Origin of the sequence: Mesorhizobium sp. M0904 (assembly GCF_040319475.1) — a bacterium.
In the GTDB taxonomy this organism is placed as follows: Bacteria; Pseudomonadota; Alphaproteobacteria; order Rhizobiales; family Rhizobiaceae; genus Mesorhizobium.
Genome location: NZ_JAMYOC010000015.1, coordinates 100,901 through 119,127, shown reverse-complemented (window position 1 = coordinate 119,127; position 18,227 = coordinate 100,901). Strand labels below are relative to the sequence as shown.

Here is an 18,227-nt window from a genome sequence, read left to right as displayed (position 1 = left end):
GCGCTGTCCATCAGGGCGAGCGCCTTTCCTGCATTCCGAGGGCTGGCCATGGCAAAAATCATCGAGACGTCCACCGGCGCATTGGCGCTGACCTTTGACGACGTGCTGCTGCAGCCGGGTCATTCCGAGGTCATGCCCGGCGAGACCGACATCCGCACCCGCATCGCCGGCGACATCGACCTCAATGTGCCGATCCTGTCGGCCGCCATGGACACGGTTACCGAGGCGCGGCTAGCCATCGCCATGGCCCAGGCCGGCGGCATCGGTGTCATCCACCGCAATTTCTCCCCGGCCGAACAGGCCGAGCAGGTGCGGCAGGTGAAGAAATTCGAATCCGGCATGGTGGTCAACCCGGTCACCATCGGTCCCGAGGCGACGCTTGCCGATGCGCTGGGCCTGATGCGCACCTACAGCATTTCGGGCATTCCGGTGGTCGAGAACGGGGGCGCCGGCGGCCACACGGTCGGCCGGCTCGTCGGCATCCTGACCAACCGCGACGTCCGCTTCGCGTCCGATCCGGCGCAAAAGGTCTATGAGCTGATGACCCGCGAGAACCTGATCACGGTCAAGGAGAACGTCGATCAGGACGAGGCCAAGCGGCTGCTCCATCAGCACCGCATCGAGAAGCTGGTTGTGGTCGATCGGGACGGCAATTGCGTCGGGCTGATCACGGTCAAGGACATCGAGAAGTCGCAGCTCAACCCGCACGCCACCAAGGATGCGCAGGGGCGCTTGCGCGCCGCCGCCGCCACCAGTGTCGGCGACGACGGTTTCGAGCGGGCCGAGCGCCTCATCGATGCCGGCGTCGACCTTCTGGTGATCGACACCGCGCACGGTCATTCGCAGCGCGTTCTGGATGCCGTGACGCGGGCCAAGAAGCTTTCCAACTCGGTTCGCATCCTGGCCGGCAACGTCGCCACCGCGGAAGGCACCTTGGCGCTGATCGATGCCGGCGCCGACGCGGTCAAGGTCGGCATCGGACCAGGCTCCATCTGCACCACCCGTATCGTCGCCGGCGTCGGCGTACCGCAGCTCTCGGCAATTATGTCGGCAGTCGAGACGGCGCAGAAATCGGGCGTTTCGGTTATTGCCGATGGCGGCATCAAATATTCGGGCGATCTCGCCAAGGCGCTGGCCGCCGGGGCCAGCGCGGCGATGATCGGCTCGCTGCTGGCCGGCACCGACGAGAGCCCCGGCGAGGTCTATCTGCATCAGGGCCGCTCCTTCAAAGCCTATCGCGGCATGGGTTCGGTCGGCGCGATGGCGCGCGGCTCCGCCGATCGTTATTTCCAGGCCGAGGTGCGCGACACGCTGAAACTGGTCCCGGAAGGCATCGAAGGGCAGGTGCCGTACAAAGGACCTGTGTCTGGCGTGCTGCACCAGCTTGCAGGCGGCCTGAAAGCCGCTATGGGTTATGTCGGTGGCCGCGACCTTGCCGATTTCCGCGAGCGCGCCACTTTTGTGCGGATATCCAATGCCGGACTTCGTGAAAGCCACGCCCATGACGTCACGATTACCCGCGAAAGCCCGAATTATCCTGGCGGAGCCTGACCGTCATGCGTCTTGGCGCAATCTGGCGGCAATGATCCTGCGGCTGTCGCGCCACGCGGCCGCACTCTGTGTCGCCACAGTGGCGGTTTTCATCATCATGACGGCGATGGAGTTCCTCTATTTTCGCCGATTGAGCGGCGGTCTGCCGTCGCTCGACATGCGCTATGCCGGTTTCACTCCGGATGAGGGCATGGCCTGGCTAACGGCTCTCGGCCGGCGCGGCAGCGAGATTATCCTCGTCTGGCATTACCTGACCTTCGACCTGCTGTTTCCGGCGCTGCTGTCGCTGACGATGGTCAGCCTGATCCTGGCCACGGGCCGGCGGCTGAAGAATTTCCATGCACTGCCTGCGCAAACGCAGGCGACATTCGCAGCTGTGCTGGTGCTGCCCTACACGCTCGCCGACTATGCCCAGAACATCGCCGTGGCTCGTCTTTTGTCCGATTTTCTGTTGGCCAATCCGGATTCGCTATCCTTCGCCTCGGCGCTGATCGTCACCAAATTCGCCCTGCTGGCGATACCGGGGACCGTCATTGCGGCTTTCATTCTGATGGCTCAGAAACGGCCTTGAAGGCTGGGTGACAACGACAGGGGGCGTCTTGAACCAGACCGCGATCTTCTGGCCGATGCTGGCGCAGGTGCTGCTGGTCTATATCGTCTATGTCGTAATGGGCCGGCGCCGCCATGGCGCGGTCAGATCGGGCGAAGCCAAGACCGGCCAGTTCAAGACGCGCTCGACGGAGCCTGGGTCCAGTATCACCGTCGCCAACAATCTGAGCAACCAGTTCGAACTGCCGGTGCTTTTCTACGTCTTATGCTTGACGCTGCACGTGACCAATGGCGTCAATTATCTGACTTTGACACTGATGTGGATCTTTGTCGTCTCCCGCTATCTTCACGCATCGGTCCACTTGACCAGCAATCGGCTAATCCTGCGCAGCAGGGCATTCTACCTGGGCGCGGTCGTTCTCGCACTTGGCTGGATATGGCTGGCGCTGCATCTGCTCGGCTTAGTCTGAGCAAGCTCAAGGCTACAAATCGAACACCGCGATCTTGCGCTTGTCGAACCTGATGGCGAGTTCGCCGCGCACCAGCTTGAGCGCGGCCTCGCCGAAAACGGCACGCCGCCAGCCTTGCAATGCCGGCACGTCGGCTTCCTCGCCCTCGGCAGCGATGCGGTCGATGTCGTCACTGGAGGCGAGTACCTTCGAGGCGACGCCTTCCCTTTCGGCAACGATCCGCAGCAGCACCTTCAGCAACTCCGCCGCGGCGCTCGACCCCTCCGGCGGCTGGAAGCTCTTCGGCAGCTTCGGCATTTCTTCCCTGGGCAGGGCAAGGGCAGCGTTGACTGCGCCAAGCAATGCCGTCGCCGTCGAAGAGCGTTCCCAGCCCTTCGGCGTGGTACGCAGCTTGCTCAGCGCCGCAGCGTCGCGCGGCGCCTGCTGCGCCACTTCGTAGATCGCATCGTCCTTGAGCACCCGGCCGCGCGGCACGTCGCGCTCGCGCGCTTCGCGTTCGCGCCAGGCGGCCACCGCCTGCACGATCGCCAGTTCCTGCGGCTTGCGCAGCCGCATTTTGAGCCGCTTCCAGGCATCCTCGGGATGCGGATCGTAGGTCTCGCGCGAGGTCAGCACGTCCATCTCCTCGTTCAGCCAGTGGGCGCGGTTTTCCCGCACCAGCTCGGCGCTGAGATGCTTGTAGACCTCGATCAGGTGGGTGACGTCGGCGAGCGCGTAGTCGAGCTGCTTTTCGGACAGCGGACGGTGGCGCCAGTCGGTGAAGCGCGAGGACTTGTCGAGCCGCGCGCCGGTGATGCGCTGCACCAGCTGGTCGTAGGAAACGCTGTCGCCGAAGCCGCAGACCATCGCCGCGACCTGGGTGTCGAACACCGGATGCGGCACCAGATCGCCGAGATGTACGATGATTTCGATGTCCTGCCGCGCCGCATGAAAGACTTTGACGATCGCCTCGTTAGCCATCAGCCTGAAGAACGGTTTCAGGTCGATGTCGGGCGACAGCGGATCAATCAGCGCCGTCACCCCGGGCGCTGCCATCTGGATCAGGCACAGGATCGGCCAGAAGGTCGTTTCGCGAATGAATTCGGTATCGACGGTGACGAATTCCGCCTTTTCGAAAGCGGCAATAACGGTCTCGAGTTCTTTCTGAGTGGTGATGACGTGCATCAAATCGCTTTTGGCAAGGGATAGGGTCTCTTTCAATTTCAGCCGCGCGCGCTTTCGTCAAGCGCAAGCACCTCTATCCAGGCTTTGCGGGTTCATCGGGATCGGCATTCCGCTTCGCCAACCGGGCAAAGACCGTAGACGTGCGCAACAGCGCCGTAAAACGGCTGCGATGGGTGGCCGGCACGGCGGAGCGCGCCTGCATCCGGTAAAGGATGACGGCCACGAAGATCGCATAGACGGTGGCGCTGAACACGAACAGCGCGCTCGGCCCGAAAAATTGCATCACCGTCGAGGCTGCAAACGGCCCGCCGATGGCGCCGAAGGAATAAAACAGCATCAAGGCAGCGTTGATCAGCACGAACTCGCCCTTGTCGGCGCGGTCGTTGGAATGCGCCGCCGACAGCGAATAGAGCGGCATGGCGAAGCAGCCGAAGATGAAGACGAGCAGGAAGTTGAGGAACGGGCTGCCGCCTGCCACGAATGCCAGGGCCAGTGCCGCCACCATCGCACAGCACGTCGTCATCAGCAGCACCGAGCGCCGGTCCCAGCGGTCGGAGAGATAGCCGAGCGGGTATTGGATTATAGCGCCGCCGAAAATGCCGACGCTGACGAAGGTGACGACGTCGGCGACCGACATGCCGATCTGCTCGGCATAGACCGGCGACAGGGTGCGGAAGGCGCTGTTTGTGACGCCGACGGCGATACAGCCGAAGCAGCCGAGCGGCGAGATCCGCCAGACGCGCGCCAAATCGAGCTTGACGTCGTCCGGCGGCGTCGGATTGGAGCGGTCGCCGAGCGACACCGGCACCAGCGAAACGGTGATCATCATCGACATGATGGCGAAGATGGCAAAGCCGCCGGCGCCGAAGATCGGGATCAGGAACTGGGCGCCCGTCACCGAGCCGATGTCGACCATCCGGTAGATGGCAAGCACCCGCGCCCGGTCGGTGTTGGTGACGCCGGAATTCAGCCAGGCTTCCATTATTGTGAACAAGCCGGCGAAGCAGAACCCGCCGGCAAAGCGCACGGCGCACCACATCACCGGATCGATGACAAGCACCAGAAGCAGCGTCCCCGCCGAGGCGATCGCCGCCAGTGCCGAAAAGGCGCGCACATGGCCGACGGACTTCATGATGCGCGTCACGGCAAGGCAGCCGAGCAAAAAGCCGGCGAAATAGAACGTGCCCATCAAGCCGATCGACGAAGCGGGAAAACCCTCCTGCGCACCACGCAGCGCAATCAACGTGCTCTGCAGGCCGTTGCCGCCGAGCAGGATGCCGGCGGCGATCAGGAGGGGGATCAGCGGGCGGATGGAAGACATGAAGGAAAGCCTGTCGTTGATCCCTTCTTGAACCATCGCCTTCGCCAATACCAGCGGCAATTCCCGGCGGCGTTGGGGCCAGCGGGGGGCTGCCGCGTGGCGCCGGACCCTCCGTGTTGGAACCAAGGCGTATCTTTGTAGTTCAGTGCTGGTGGGGCGAATACGCGTCCTGTGAGCTGGCGGTGTGCGGAGACGGTGTTGGGCATCGATGTGGTTTCTGCTGCCCGGCCTGAAGCTCCAAAGGGAGGTCCGCCGTCATGAAATTTCATCCCGCATTTGCGGCATTTGCCATGGCCGCAGTTCTGGCGGCCGGGCCGGCGCGGGCTGTCGACCTCGCCATGGTATCCGGCGATACCGGCAACGGCCAGAGAATCCTTCGCGAGATCCTCGATCAATACGAGAAGAAGACCGGCAATAAGATTAGCGTCGTTCCGCTGCCTCCCTCGGCGACGGACCAGTTTGGCCAATACCGGCTCTGGCTCGCCGCCGGAAGCAGCGACGTCGACGTCTATCAAACGGACATCATCTGGGCCCCCCAGCTTGCAAGGCAGTTCATCGACCTGACCGAAGCGACCAAGGATGTCGTTGGCACCCATTTCCCATCGATCATCAAATCGCAGACCGTGGACGGCAAGCTGGTCGCCTTGCCGATATTCACCGACGCTCCGGCGCTCTACTACCGCAAGGATCTCCTCGACAAATACGGCGCCAGGGTCCCGGCCAACTGGGCTGAACTTGCCGATACCGCCAAGCTTGTCATGGACAAGGAGCGCGCGGCCGGCAACAAGGACATGTGGGGTTTCGTTTTCCAGGGCAACGCCTATGAGGGGCTGACCTGCGATGCACTCGAATGGGTGAAGTCGAACGGCGGCGGCCAGATTATCGAGCCGGACGGCACGATCTCCATCAACAATCCGCAAGCAGTTGCGGCGCTGGAAATGGCGAGGAGCTGGGTGGGAACCATCTCGCCGCCCGGCGTTCTGGCCTATCAGGAAGAAGAGTCGCGCGGAGTCTGGCAGACCGGCAACGCCGTCTTCATGCGCAACTGGCCCTATGCCTACGCGCTTGGCAACAGCGAAAGCTCCCCCATCAAAGGCAAGTTCGAGGTGGCCACGCTGCCGCCGGGGTCGGGCGAGGGCGCCCGCCCGGCAGCAACGCTTGGCGGCTGGAATCTCGCGGTTTCCAGATATTCGAAGAACCCGGATGCAGCGATCGATCTGGTCAGATGGATCGCCTCGCCGCAGATGCAGAAGTACCGCGCCTTGAAGGGGGCATATCTGCCGACCATCCAGGCACTCTATGACGATGCCGACATCGCCAGCGCCCAGCCGGTGATTCCGCGCTGGAAGGAAGTCGTCCTCAACGCGGTGCCGCGTCCCTCGGCCCAAGCCAAGAGCAGGTACAATGAGGCATCGAGCGAGTTCTGGACCGCCGTCCACAACACCATTTCCGGCGAGGGCACGGCCGCCGACAACCTTGCCGATGTGGAGTTCTCCTTGACCAGGCTCAAAGGCACCGCCTGGTGACCTCGCCGCGCTCAGGCTCGATGCTGGCGCGTCAGCGTGCGCGCTCGGCATGGCTGCTGCTTGCCCCGACGCTCATCGTGCTCGCCGCCGTTGCCGGCTGGCCGTTGATGCGCACGATCTATTTCGGCTTCACCGATGCCTCGCTCGCCGACCTCGAAGCCCGCCGCTGGGTTGGTTTCGCCAACTATTTCTCCGTCGTGCAAATGCCGAGCGGCCGCGTCATCTACGACGGGCTGCTCGCCGATCCGGTCTGGTGGCGCGCCGTCTGGAACACCGTGCGCTTCGCGGTGATTTCGGTGACCTGCGAGACGGTGCTCGGCATGATCGTCGCGCTGGTGCTCAACACGAGGTTTCGCGGCCGCGGCATCGTGCGCGCCGCGATTCTAATCCCTTGGGCCATCCCGACGATCGTCTCGGCGAAAATGTGGCAGTGGATGCTCAACGACCAGTTCGGCATCATCAACGACGTCCTGCTCAAGCTCGGCCTGATCAGTACAAAAATCGCCTGGACCGCCAGCGCCGACACGGCGATGGTCGCCGTCCTCGTTGTCGATATCTGGAAAGCGACCCCGTTCATGGCGCTTCTCATTCTCGCCGGCCTGCAGATGCTTCCACAAGAAATCTACGAGGTCGCCAAGCTCGACGGCGTCGGCGCGTGGAGAGTTTTCTGGAAGATCACCTTGCCGCTCGTCCGACCGGCGTTGATGGTGGCCATGATCTTTCGCGGTCTCGATGCCCTGCGCATCTTCGATCTGATCTACGTGCTTACGCCAAACAACATACACACCAAGTCGATGTCGGTGTTTGCCCGCGAGAGCCTGTTTGAGTTCGACAAATTCGCTTCCGGTTCCGCCGCCTCGACGTTGCTCTTCCTTATCCTCGCCCTACTGACCATGCTCGTTCTTTGGCTCGGCCGGATAAGACTGGACAAGGACTATTGATCATGTGGGAGCACTGACCATGTGGATCGTCAAGCGCACGGCTTTCTACCTCCTCGTCGCCGTTATCGTCGTCGTCGCGGTGTTCCCGTTCTACTATGCCATCATTACCAGCCTGAAATCGGGGACGGCGCTCTTCCAGATCGACTATTGGCCGACGGCGATTACCTTTAGCAACTACAGGACCGTGTTCACCGAGGGGACCTTTTTGCGCAATCTCGTGAACTCGCTGTTCATCTCGAGCGCCGTCGTCTTCATTTCGCTGTTCCTCGGCATCACCGCTGCCTATGCGCTGGCGCGCATCCGCTTCAGAGGCCGTTCGGCGCTGCTCCTCATCATCCTGTCCGTCTCGATGTTCCCGCAATTGGCGGTGCTTGCCGGGCTTTTCGAGCTAATCCGCATCTTCGGCCTCTACAATTCGCCGTTCGCGCTGATCTTGTCCTACATGATCTTCACCTTGCCGTTCACCGTCTGGGTGCTCACCGCCTTCGTTCGCGACCTGCCGATCGAACTGGAGGAAGCGGCGATCCTCGATGGCGCCACGCCCTGGATCATCATCAGCCGCGTCTTCCTGCCGCTGATGTGGCCGGCGCTGGCGACCACCGGGCTCCTCGCCTTCATCGGCGCTTGGAACGAGTTCCTGTTCGCCCTGACGTTTACCTCCAGCAACGAGCAGCGAACCGTGCCGGTGGCGATAGCGCTGCTCTCCGGCAGCTCGCAGTTCGAGATCCCGTGGGGCAACATCATGGCCGCATCGGTGATCGTCACCGTGCCGCTCGTCATCCTTGTCCTGATCTTCCAGCGCAAGATCATCTCCGGCCTCACGGCGGGCGGGGTGAAGGGGTGAGTGCATAGTTGAACTGCCGGCACAGAGCAGCGAACTCAGATTGACGCCTCTGGCATAAATTGATGCCGGTGGGATAGGGGCGGGAAGAACGCGAACTCGACCCAGCCGCCGCTTGCCTTGACAAATGCACCCTCTCATGTGCTTTTCGCGCAAATTTTCAGGCTGGGCCATCATGCCTCGGCCGCAACCCAACATCCGGACTTTAAGAATGACAATGCATCGTTACCGCAGCCATACCTGTGCCCAGTTGAGGAAGGTCGATGTCGGCTCGACCGTTCGCCTGTCGGGTTGGGTGCATCGCGTGCGCGACCATGGCGGACTGCTGTTCATCGATTTGCGCGACCATTACGGTCTGACCCAGATCGTTGCCGATCCGGATTCGCCTGCCTTCAAGATCGCGGAGACCTTGCGTGGCGAATGGGTCGTCCGCGTCGACGGCGAGGTCAAGGCGCGCCTCGCCGACACCGTGAACCCCAATTTGCCGACCGGCGAGATCGAGATTTTCGCGCGCGAGATCGAAGTGCTGTCGGCGGCCAGGGAATTGCCGCTGCCGGTCTTCGGCGAGCCGGACTATCCGGAGGACATCCGCCTCAAATACCGCTTCCTCGACCTGCGCCGCGACACGCTGCACAAGAACATCGTGGCGCGGACGAAAATCATCGCCGAGATGCGCAAGCTGATGGGCCAGGTCGGCTTCACGGAATTCTCGACGCCGATCCTGACCGCCTCGTCGCCGGAAGGGGCGCGCGACTTTCTGGTGCCGTCGCGCATCCACCCCGGCACTTTTTATGCGCTGCCGCAGGCACCGCAGATATATAAGCAGCTGATCATGGTGTCCGGCTTCGACCGCTACTTCCAGATTGCGCCCTGCTTCCGCGACGAGGACCCGCGCGCCGACCGTCTGCCGGGTGAATTCTACCAGCTCGACGTGGAGATGAGCTTCGTCGAGCAGGAGGATGTGTTCACCACCATGGAGCCGGTGATGCGGGGGGTGTTCGAGACCTTTGCCGCCGGCAAGCCAGTGACGGAGAAGTTTCCGCGCATCGCCTATGATGTCGCCATGCGCAAATACGGCACCGACAAGCCGGACCTGCGCAACCCGATCGAGATGCAGGCCGTCTCGGGTCATTTTCGCGACTCTGGCTTCAAGGTATTTGCCAACATCCTTGCCAACGATCCGAAGGCCGAGGTCTGGGCCATTCCGGCCAAGACCGGCGGGTCTCGCGCCTTCTGCGACCGCATGAACTCATGGGCGCAAGGCGAGGGCCAGCCCGGCCTCGGCTACATCTTCTGGCGCAAGGAGGGCGAGAAGCTTGAAGGCGCCGGGCCGCTGGCCAAGAACATCGGCGAGGAGCGCACCGACGCGATCCGACAACAACTCGGCCTTGCCGATGGCGATGCCGCCTTCTTCGTCGCCGGCGATCCGAAGAAGTTCGTCTCCTTCGCGGGAGCGGCGCGCACCCGCGCCGGCGAGGAGCTCAATCTTGTCGACCGCGACCGCTTCGAATTGTGCTGGATCGTCGACTTCCCGTTCTTCGAATGGAACGAGGAGGAGAAGAAGATCGATTTCGCGCACAATCCTTTCTCGATGCCGCAAGGCGGCATCGATGCGCTTAACGGCGAGGATCTGCTCGGCATCAAGGCGTTCCAGTACGACATGGTCTGTAACGGTTTCGAGATCGCCTCCGGCGGCATCCGCAACCATCTGCCCGAAACCATGGTCAAGGCGTTCGAAACCGTCGGGCTGGACCGCGCGACAGTCGAGGAGCGCTTCGGCGGCCTTTATCGCGCCTTCCAGTATGGCGCGCCGCCGCATGGCGGCATGGCGGCCGGCATCGACCGCGTCGTCATGCTTCTGGTCGGCGCGAGGAACCTGCGCGAAGTGACCATGTTCCCGATGAACCAGCAGGCCTACGACCTGTTGATGAGCGCGCCGTCGGAAGCCAGCCCGCAGCAGCTTCGCGAATTGTCGCTGCGCGTGGTGGCGACGAAGAAAGAGGTTTAGAAAACGCTCCGAACCGGTGCTGTTGATTCATAAAAAAGCCCGGCAGCGCTGCCGGGCTTTTTGCTTGAAGCCTGTCTCGGTCAGTCTTGGTTTGCCGTAACCGTCACGCCGAGCGTTTTCGGCAGGTCGAGCGGGTTGGACATGGCGCCCGCCATGATCAGCGCGAACGGCACCGCTGCCGGCGGCTCGGCCGAGACCTCGATGCTTTGCGGATCGTCGAGGAACTTGTTGACCGCGGCCGAAACCTGCGCGGTCAGTTCCGGATTGTTGAGCTGCGCCATGCCGAAGGGCACGATCGCCTTGGCCTGGTTGGCGATGTCCTTGCCGGACATGCCTTGCTGCTTGCCGGCATAATCGAGCACCTTTTTGGTCAGCGAATCGTCGTCGAAGCGGATCGAGGCGCTGTTGAACGAAAGCTGCTGCAGCAGCCCGAGCATGGCCATGCCTTGCGCCGAATTGTCCGCGCCTTCGGGCTGCGCTGCCATCTTCTTCTGCATCTCCTGCATCGATTTGATGACGTCCAGCGTGTAGCCGCCGAGATCGAAGGTCATGCCGAGCGTGCCGGCATTGTCGACCGATATTTCGTATTTCGACAAGTCCATCCTGCCGTCGGTAGGCTGCCAGGTGCCTTCCATCTCAAGATTGCCCGATATGTTCTGGTAGCCGAGCGCGTTGATGACTTCCTTGGACTTCGGATCTTCGACCAGGGTCAGGTCGGCAGCGAATTTTTCCGTAGTGCCGGAAAACGCCATGGCCTTGCCGTCGGCCGGCGGCGTGATTGCGATGGCAAGCCCGTCCATCGAGAAAGCAGTTTTGTCAGCCACTTTGACTGTCATGTTGTCGAGCTCGGCCGATTTGTACATCATCAGCGAGCCCAGCGGACCGGTTGCGCCTTCGGCCGGAACCGTCATGTCGTGGATGACGAAGGGGCTGAGATTGAGCGTGACGCCATCCTCGCTATGTTCGAACGGCGACGTCGACACGGTCGCGATTTGATAGCCACCATTGGCTTCGGTCACCCCTTCGAGCTTGACGTCGCCGATCTTGAGCGCCTCCTTTTCGGCCGCCGGTTTGACCGCCACGCCTTGCAGAACCATGCTGGAGGTGTCGCCGGTTACTCCGGTCCAGGAGAGGTCGACACCCTGGGCGGCGAGGGCAGCCTTCAGCCGGTCGGCGACCGCGGTATCCTGCGCGAATGCCGCATTCAGCGGCAGCGTCAGCAAAAAGGTCGAAAAAGCCAGTCTTTTAATAAGTGTCGAGTGCCTGATCGTCATCGAGAGCTCCCCTGAGAGTGTCCTGAAATTCTTTTCAAATCGTCGCGTCGTCACCATTCGGCGACGAACTGGACCGGAAAAAGGCGGGCCTCGGCACAATGATCGAAAATCGCGGCTAAAGGCAAACCCGATCCATCAGGCTTGCGATAGAAGCAGGATGTAACGGGTTGATGTTGGCCGGCGTCGCGACGCTCCCAATTCCCGTTGCATAATGGATGTCGCGCAAAGTGTGCAGCGGTTTTGCGATGACGACATGCATCAAAACAAGGACCTAAAGCGTCGCATGAGGCCGGTCGAACGCGACGCGCTTTAGGAGGAGGCATACTGGTGCCTCTTGCCGCGAATCACCCGCTCGGCTAGTGCCAGCCCATGGGAAAAAGGCTTTTGCCGCCCGAGAGTGGCGGCGGCGACAATATCGAGCCGGTCGATCTGAAGAAGGCGCTGGAAGAGCGCTATCTCGCCTACGCGCTGTCGACCATCATGCATCGGGCGCTGCCGGACGTGCGCGACGGATTGAAGCCGGTGCATCGTCGCATCATGCATGCTATGCGCTTGTTGCGGCTCAACCCCGACCAGGGTTTTGCCAAATGCGCCCGCATCGTCGGCGAGGTGATGGGCAAATTCCATCCGCATGGCGACCAGTCGATCTACGACGCGTTGGTGCGGTTGGCGCAGGATTTTTCGATGCGCTACCCGCTGGTCGACGGGCAGGGTAATTTTGGCAATATCGACGGCGATAACGCCGCCGCCATGCGCTACACCGAAGCGCGCATGACCGAAGTGTCGACGCTGCTTTTGGAAGGCATCACCGAGGATGCGGTCGATTTCCGCCCGACCTACAACGAGGAAGACGAGGAGCCGGCGGTGCTGCCCGGCGCCTTCCCGAATCTGCTTGCCAACGGCTCGTCCGGCATTGCCGTCGGTATGGCGACCTCGATTCCGCCGCACAATGCGGCCGAGCTTTGCGACGCCGCGCTTCACCTGATCGATCATCCGGATGCGCCCGTCACCAAGCTGATGGACTTCGTCCAGGGGCCGGATTTCCCGACCGGCGGCATCATCGTCGACAGTCGAGCCTCGATCCTCGAAGCCTACGAAACGGGTCGCGGTGGCTTTCGCGTCAGGGCGAAATGGAGCCAGGAGGATCAGGGCAGGGGCACCTGGAACATTGTCGTCACCGAAATTCCCTATGGCGTCCAGAAGGCCAGGCTGATCGAAAAGATCGCCGAGCTCTTGATGGCACGCAAGCTGCCGCTGCTCGAGGATATCCGCGACGAGAGCGCCGAGGACATCCGCGTCGTGCTGGTGCCGAAGAGCCGCTCGGTCGATCCCGGCATCATGATGGAATCGCTGTTCAAGCTGACCGAGCTCGAAAGCCGCTTTCCGCTCAACATGAACGTGTTGTCGCGCGGCAAGGTGCCGAACGTGCTGTCGCTGAAAGGTGTGCTCAAGGAATGGCTGGAGCACCGCCGCGACGTCTTGATCCGCCGCTCCAAGCACCGCCTCGGCGAGATCGAGAGGCGGCTGGAGATCCTCGCCGGCTATTTGATTGCCTACCTCAACATCGACGAGGTGATCAGGATCATCCGCGAGGAGGACGAGCCCAAGCAAGTGATGATGGCCCGCTGGTCACTCACCAACACCCAGGCTGAAGCCATCCTCAACATGCGTCTGAGGGCGCTGCGCAAGCTCGAGGAATTCGAAATCCGCGAGGAATTCAATGGCCTGACCGGCGAGAAGAAGCAGATCGAGGCACTGCTTGCGTCCGACGCCAAGCAGTGGGCGACGATCAAGTGGGAAGTCGCCAATGTTCGCCAGAAATACGGGCCCGAGACCGACATCGGCAAACGCCGCACCGAGTTCGCCGACGCACCCGAGCATGACCTGACCGATATCGCCCATGCCATGATCGAGCGCGAGCCGGTCACTGTGGTCGTTTCGGAAAAGGGCTGGCTGAGGGCCATGAAAGGTTATCTGACCGACCATTCGGCCCTGACCTTCAAGGAAGGCGACAGCCTCAAGCTCGCCTTCCATGCCCAGACCACCGACAAGGTGCTGGTCTTCACCACCGGCGGCAAGTTCTACACGATCGGCGCCGACCGGCTGCCCGGCGGGCGTGGCCATGGTGAGCCGATCCGCATCATCGTCGACATGGACAACGACCAGGATATCGTCACCGCCTTCGTCCATGATCCCAAGCGCAAGCTGCTGCTGGTGTCGCATGACGGCAACGGTTTCATCGTGCCGGAAGAAGAAGTCGTCGCCAACACCCGCAAGGGCAAGCAGGTGATGAACGTCAAGGCGCCAGACGAAGCCCAGCGCTGCGTGAGCGTCGCGGGCGACCATCTCGCCATCGTCGGCGAGAACCGCAAGATGCTGGTGTTCCCGCTGGCCGAGATCCCGGAGATGGGGCGCGGCAAGGGCGTGCGCCTGCAGAAGTACAAGGACGGCGGCGTCCTGGACCTCAAGACCTTCACGCTCGCAAGCGGCCTGTCCTGGCAGGATTCGGCAGACCGCACCTTTACCAAATCGCGTGACGAGCTTGCCGAATGGATTGGCGCCCGCGCCTCGGCCGGCCGCATGGTGCCGAAGGGGTTCCCGCGCACGGGGAAGTTCGGGTGAAGCGGTATCTCCCCCCTTGAGGGGGAGATGTCGCCGAAGGCGACAGAGGGGGTCGGAACGTCCAGACACGACCCTTATCGCAGACGGAGGGGACTGGCGCCTCACGTATCGCAGACAGAGGAGGCTGGCGTCTCACGCTCGGCGACCCCCCTGGCCTGCCGGCCATCTCCTCCTCAAGCGGGGAGATTAGCAGCTCTACCCAAACATTTGGAATGTCGTCACGATTGCTGCACTATATCAGTGCATAAGCGACGCTATGGGCCAGGGAGAATTGGGCGCTTGAAGGAAGTCAGGATACAGAAGCCGGAGCGGCAGCAGCGCCTGTTTGGCCTGTCGACGCCGCTCAGGGCCGCTGTCATTCCGCCGCTGTCGGCGGCGCGCTGGCTCCTGGTGCTGATCGTTGCCGCTGGCGTTTACTTCTTCCACGGCTTCCTGTTTCCGGTCCTTGCCGCCCTGGTGATCGCCTTCGCCAGCTGGCCGCTCTACCGACGGCTGCTCGCCGGCGTCGGCGGCAACCGCACCATCGCGGCGACGCTTGCGATCTTGTTCATCCTGACCTTCCTGGTGGTGCCGATCGCGCTTGCCGGCACCTACGCCATCAATGAGGTGCGCGAATGGGTCAACTGGTCGATCGAGACCAACCGCTACGGTGCGCCGACGCCGCACTGGATTGCCACCATGCCGGTGGTGGGCGAATGGCTCAATGAACAATGGACGGTCAACGTTGGCCACCCTGGCGGTATCGGCGAACTGATCCAGCTGATCAGCGGCGCCAATATCGGCAGCATCTACCGCGGCGTGCTTGCCGCGGGCGGCAGCGCCTTCGGCCTTTTGCTGACGCTGCTGTTCATGATGATCGCGCTGTTCTTCGCCTATCGTGACGGCGAGCATTTCGCCGGACAGGTCGATCGCCTCGGCGAACGCATCCTGCCGGCCAGATGGGAACGGATCTCACGCGTGGTGCCGGCGACGATCTCCTCGACGGTGACCGGCATGACCGTTATCGCCATCGGCGAAGGGCTGGTGCTGGGCATCGCTTACTGGTTGGCCGGCGTGCCTTCGCCGGTGACGCTCGGCGCGCTGACCGGCATCATGGCGCTGATCCCCGGCGGCGCGCCCCTGTCCTTCACGCTGGTCTCGATCTATCTCGCCGCCAGCGGCTCGCCGATGGCTGGGCTGGCACTGTTCGTCTGGGGCGCGGTCGAACTCTTCGTCGTCGACAAGACATTGCGCCCAAAGCTGGTCGGCGGGCCGATAAAGCTGCCCTTCCTGCCAACCTTTTTCGGCCTGATCGGCGGCGTCAAGACGATGGGTTTTCTCGGCCTGTTCATAGGCCCGGTGCTGATGGCCCTGCTGGTCGCAATCTGGCGCGAATGGCTGCGCGAAGTGGAACTGACCGATGAACTCGCTGCCGCCGAACCGGCGGAGCACGATGACGCGCCGCCGCAGATCGAAATTGTCGCCGAACGTGCCGCCGCGAAAAAGAATCAGGCCGGGTGACTGACGGCGAACGTGGCGCGGCGCTTGCGCCCCTCGTGCAACTGCCAGAGCGAATGGCCGATCAAGGTCATGATGAGGATTGCGCCGCCGATCAGGCTGTAGCGCGACGGCGCTTCGGCGAAGATCATCCACACCCAGACCGGCGCCAGCACGGTTTCTAACAGGTAGAACATCGCCACTTCCGGCCCGGAGATGTATTTCGGGCCGTTGGCGAGGCAGAAGAAAGAGATCGGCATGATGACGGCACCGTTGAAGACGATCCACCATGGCGCGTTGACGTGAAAACCCACCTTGGAAACCATCAGGGCGGCGACGGCCAGCGGCAGGACCACTCCGATCAGCGCCGTGAAACCCATATCCTTGCCGCTTGCGCGCGAGATAGTGATGGCCGCTGCGATCATGAAAGCCGAGCATAGCGCCATCAGGTCGCCGAAGAGATGTCCGGTTCCAACGGAATCGCCGACAATGATCGTCACGCCGACGATCATCAGTGCCAGCGCTGCAAGCGTCAGGGGCCGTGGCCTCTCCTTCAGGAACAGCCATGACAAAAGGGCCGCGAACATGGTTGTGAACGCCAGGATGAAAACGAGGTTGGCGGTCGAGGTGCTGTAGACGCCGGTGATGAAGGCGATCGAGCCGAGCCCGTAGAGGGCGGCAACGATGAGCCCTGACCAGCCCGGGATAAGCTGCGGCGCCTTTGCGCTCAGCGAGCGCCAGACGGCCCAGATGATGAGCGTGGCGACGAAGGTCGTACCGGTGCGCAACAGCAGGATCGTCCATGCCTCGCCATCGGCGAGCCGGATCAGCGGAATGTCGACCGTCAGCGTCAGCCCGCCGATGGCGGTGATCAGAAGGCCTCTCTGGTGCTCGTTGTGGGAAGACATGCGGCAATTCTCGCGTAGGCTTGGAGGCGCAAAATTGACCTGCCCGGTTTCCAGCCGATCGGCCGGAAGCCCAGCGGGCATCTTCCTCGAAACAATTTAAGACTGAACACCGAAAGCGAAGATCAGCGCGAAACCGCTTCGTGATTGTAGCGTTCCCAACCTTTCGGGCCGAGATGCTCCTGCGGCTGGAAGCGCATCTTATAATTCATCTTGCGCGAGCCGTTGACCCAGTAACCCAGGTAGACATGGGGCAGGCCCATCGCCCTGGCGCGGGCGATGTGGTCGAGGATCATGAAGGTGCCGAGCGAGCGGTCCTCGAAGTCCGGGTTGAAGTAGGAATAGACCATCGACAGGCCATCGGCCATCTTGTCGGTGAGCGCCACGGCGATCAGCTCGCCCTGGCCCTTGCCGGTGATGAAGCTGTCGGGTCCGCGGCGACGGTATTCGATGACCTTGGTGTCGACATGGGTATCCTCTACCATCATGGCGTAGTCGAGCACGGTCATATCGGACATGCCGCCACGGCGATGGCGGGCGTCGAGATAGCTGCGGAACAGCGAATACTGCTCGGTGGAGGGCTCGGCGTCGTGCATGGCGCCGACCAGATCCGAATTATGCTGTATGACCCGTTTCATGTTGCGGCTGGCGGTGAATTCCTGCGCCAGGATGCGCACCGACACACAGGCGCGGCAGGTCTCGCAAGCCGGCCTGTAGGCGATGTTCTGCGACCGCCTGAATCCACCCTGCGTCAACAGATCGTTCATTTCCGGGGCCTTGTCGCCGACCAGGTGTGTGAACACCTTGCGCTCGAACTGGCCCTCGAGATAGGGACATGGCGAGGGCGCGGTCAGAAAGAACTGCGGCGACTGGGTCGGGTGCTGCGTCATCGAGCCTTGGAAACACTCCTGCGAATCGCTCTACCTTTGGCGCGGAAGCCGAAAAATTCAACAGGATTGTGAAAGCCTGGTTGATTGGACGTCTTCACATTTGTGCGCAAAGGCTGCGGCCGCGCTTCAAAAGTCTGCTCAGCGGCCGCTGCGGCTGACGACAGTGCCGAGCAGCAGGTCGTGCAGCGTGCGCTTGCGATCGGAAAACAGGCTCACCAGCAGGACCAGCGGCGAAAGGATGACATTGCCGGCCCAAAACAGCACCGAATGCACGACGGCGGTCAGCCCGTCGATGGGGCTGCCGTCGAGTCGGTCGAGCCGGATGCCCATTATCTTCATGCCGGTGGTGGCCTGGTCTTTACTGCCGAGCGTGTTCCAGATGTAGAGGATGGCGACGGCTGGCACGAGAATGGAAAACAGCATCCAGCCGAGGCCGAGCGTCAACAGCCCGAACAAGAACACCAGGATCGCGAATGGAATGGTGAGCAGCGCCACGATGAAATAATCGATGAAGAAGGCGAGAATGCGCCGCGTGCGTACGCCCTCATAGGCGCTGATATCTTCGAGCCTGCTGGTGATGATTTCGCCGTCGAGAACGCGAGCGTTCATGTCATTTCCTCGTAATCGAACCCGGGTTAATGCACGGGGCCGCTTGTGGATGAAATGGTGAAGGTTCGCGGCGGAATCAA

15 protein-coding genes are annotated in these 18,227 nt (G+C 62.2%); 9 read left to right on the top strand and 6 right to left on the bottom strand.

From position 1 onward, the window contains the following. Positions 1–48 precede the first annotated feature (48 nt). The 3 genes from guaB to NKH80_RS17525 are packed head-to-tail and all read left to right on the top strand — an operon-like array spanning position 49 to position 2,570. Entirely contained in the window at positions 49–1,551 is a 1,503-nt protein-coding gene (gene guaB / locus NKH80_RS17535; protein WP_254817518.1) for an IMP dehydrogenase, read from the top strand. Positions 1,552–1,582: 31 nt separating this feature from the next. Continuing rightward, positions 1,583–2,122: a hypothetical protein gene (locus NKH80_RS17530; protein WP_352992724.1), complete on the top strand. Its 540-nt coding sequence runs from the start codon at positions 1,583–1,585 to the stop codon at positions 2,120–2,122. A 28-nt stretch (positions 2,123–2,150) separates the two neighbouring features. Continuing rightward, positions 2,151–2,570 (top strand): MAPEG family protein, encoded by a 420-nt coding sequence (locus NKH80_RS17525; RefSeq protein WP_352649936.1) that lies wholly within the window; start codon positions 2,151–2,153, stop codon positions 2,568–2,570. A 12-nt stretch (positions 2,571–2,582) separates the two neighbouring features. Here the strand turns inward: NKH80_RS17525 and rnd are convergent, their stop codons facing one another. Next, a complete protein-coding gene (rnd, locus tag NKH80_RS17520; protein WP_352992679.1) occupies positions 2,583–3,734 on the bottom strand; it encodes a ribonuclease D in 1,152 nt (383 codons plus the stop codon). 73 nt (positions 3,735–3,807) lie between these two features. After that, positions 3,808–5,055: an MFS transporter gene (locus tag NKH80_RS17515; protein ID WP_352689404.1), complete on the bottom strand. Its 1,248-nt coding sequence runs from the start codon at positions 5,053–5,055 to the stop codon at positions 3,808–3,810. 257 nt (positions 5,056–5,312) lie between these two features. On the opposite strand from NKH80_RS17515, the gene NKH80_RS17510 reads away from it, so the two are divergent. The 4 genes from NKH80_RS17510 (at position 5,313) to aspS (ending at position 10,371) form a co-directional block, all read left to right on the top strand. Beyond that, on the top strand, positions 5,313–6,581 hold the full coding sequence (locus tag NKH80_RS17510) for an ABC transporter substrate-binding protein (protein WP_352992677.1): 1,269 nt from the start codon (positions 5,313–5,315) through the stop codon (positions 6,579–6,581). 20 nt (positions 6,582–6,601) lie between these two features. Then, the gene (locus NKH80_RS17505; RefSeq protein WP_352506571.1) at positions 6,602–7,522 is read left to right on the top strand and encodes a carbohydrate ABC transporter permease; all 921 of its coding nucleotides are present in this window, start codon (positions 6,602–6,604) and stop codon (positions 7,520–7,522) included. 19 nt (positions 7,523–7,541) lie between these two features. After that, positions 7,542–8,366 (top strand): carbohydrate ABC transporter permease, encoded by an 825-nt coding sequence (locus tag NKH80_RS17500; protein WP_352820779.1) that lies wholly within the window; start codon positions 7,542–7,544, stop codon positions 8,364–8,366. Between the two features lie 214 nt (positions 8,367–8,580). Beyond that, on the top strand, positions 8,581–10,371 hold the full coding sequence (gene aspS / locus NKH80_RS17495; RefSeq protein WP_352820971.1) for an aspartate--tRNA ligase: 1,791 nt from the start codon (positions 8,581–8,583) through the stop codon (positions 10,369–10,371). 80 nt (positions 10,372–10,451) lie between these two features. Here aspS and NKH80_RS17490 read toward each other — a convergent pair whose 3' ends face one another. Further along, positions 10,452–11,645 carry an aq_1923 C-terminal domain gene (locus tag NKH80_RS17490; protein WP_352992675.1) on the bottom strand — a complete coding sequence of 398 codons (1,194 nt, stop codon included), beginning with the start codon at positions 11,643–11,645 and terminating at the stop codon, positions 10,452–10,454. 369 nt (positions 11,646–12,014) lie between these two features. Between NKH80_RS17490 and parC the strand changes: the two genes are divergently transcribed. Then, positions 12,015–14,267, top strand: a complete 2,253-nt coding sequence (gene parC, locus NKH80_RS17485) for a DNA topoisomerase IV subunit A (protein WP_352992673.1) — start codon at positions 12,015–12,017, stop codon at positions 14,265–14,267. Between the two features lie 279 nt (positions 14,268–14,546). After that, a complete protein-coding gene (locus NKH80_RS17480; RefSeq protein ID WP_352506529.1) occupies positions 14,547–15,767 on the top strand; it encodes an AI-2E family transporter in 1,221 nt (406 codons plus the stop codon). Here the strand turns inward: NKH80_RS17480 and NKH80_RS17475 are convergent. The 3 genes from NKH80_RS17475 to NKH80_RS17465 all read right to left on the bottom strand — a co-directional run bounded on the left by NKH80_RS17475 (position 15,755) and on the right by NKH80_RS17465 (position 18,147). Beyond that, a complete protein-coding gene (locus NKH80_RS17475; protein ID WP_352506528.1) occupies positions 15,755–16,651 on the bottom strand; it encodes a DMT family transporter in 897 nt (298 codons plus the stop codon). The genes NKH80_RS17480 and NKH80_RS17475 overlap by 13 nt on opposite strands. A 122-nt stretch (positions 16,652–16,773) precedes the next feature. Then, positions 16,774–17,538, bottom strand: a complete 765-nt coding sequence (locus NKH80_RS17470) for an arginyltransferase (RefSeq protein WP_023717252.1) — start codon at positions 17,536–17,538, stop codon at positions 16,774–16,776. A gap of 138 nt (positions 17,539–17,676) precedes the next feature. Beyond that, complete coding sequence (locus NKH80_RS17465; RefSeq protein WP_352506527.1) at positions 17,677–18,147, bottom strand: RDD family protein; 471 nt, start codon at positions 18,145–18,147, stop codon at positions 17,677–17,679. Positions 18,148–18,227: the final 80 nt, after the last annotated feature.

Bases quoted from the DNA above. Each gene is read 5' to 3' on its own strand.
- guaB (WP_254817518.1), top strand. From the start codon at position 49: ATGGCAAAAATCATCGAGACGTCCACCGGCGCATTGGCGCTGACCTTT.
- NKH80_RS17530 (WP_352992724.1), top strand. From the start codon at position 1,583: ATGATCCTGCGGCTGTCGCGCCACGCGGCCGCACTCTGTGTCGCCACA.
- rnd (WP_352992679.1), bottom strand. From the start codon at position 3,734: ATGCACGTCATCACCACTCAGAAAGAACTCGAGACCGTTATTGCCGCT.
- NKH80_RS17515 (WP_352689404.1), bottom strand. From the start codon at position 5,055: ATGTCTTCCATCCGCCCGCTGATCCCCCTCCTGATCGCCGCCGGCATC.
- NKH80_RS17510 (WP_352992677.1), top strand. From the start codon at position 5,313: ATGAAATTTCATCCCGCATTTGCGGCATTTGCCATGGCCGCAGTTCTG.
- NKH80_RS17505 (WP_352506571.1), top strand. From the start codon at position 6,602: ATGCTGGCGCGTCAGCGTGCGCGCTCGGCATGGCTGCTGCTTGCCCCG.
- NKH80_RS17500 (WP_352820779.1), top strand. From the start codon at position 7,542: ATGTGGATCGTCAAGCGCACGGCTTTCTACCTCCTCGTCGCCGTTATC.
- aspS (WP_352820971.1), top strand. From the start codon at position 8,581: ATGCATCGTTACCGCAGCCATACCTGTGCCCAGTTGAGGAAGGTCGAT.
- NKH80_RS17490 (WP_352992675.1), bottom strand. From the start codon at position 11,645: ATGACGATCAGGCACTCGACACTTATTAAAAGACTGGCTTTTTCGACC.
- parC (WP_352992673.1), top strand. From the start codon at position 12,015: ATGGGAAAAAGGCTTTTGCCGCCCGAGAGTGGCGGCGGCGACAATATC.
- NKH80_RS17475 (WP_352506528.1), bottom strand. From the start codon at position 16,651: ATGTCTTCCCACAACGAGCACCAGAGAGGCCTTCTGATCACCGCCATC.
- NKH80_RS17470 (WP_023717252.1), bottom strand. From the start codon at position 17,538: ATGACGCAGCACCCGACCCAGTCGCCGCAGTTCTTTCTGACCGCGCCC.
- NKH80_RS17465 (WP_352506527.1), bottom strand. From the start codon at position 18,147: ATGAACGCTCGCGTTCTCGACGGCGAAATCATCACCAGCAGGCTCGAA.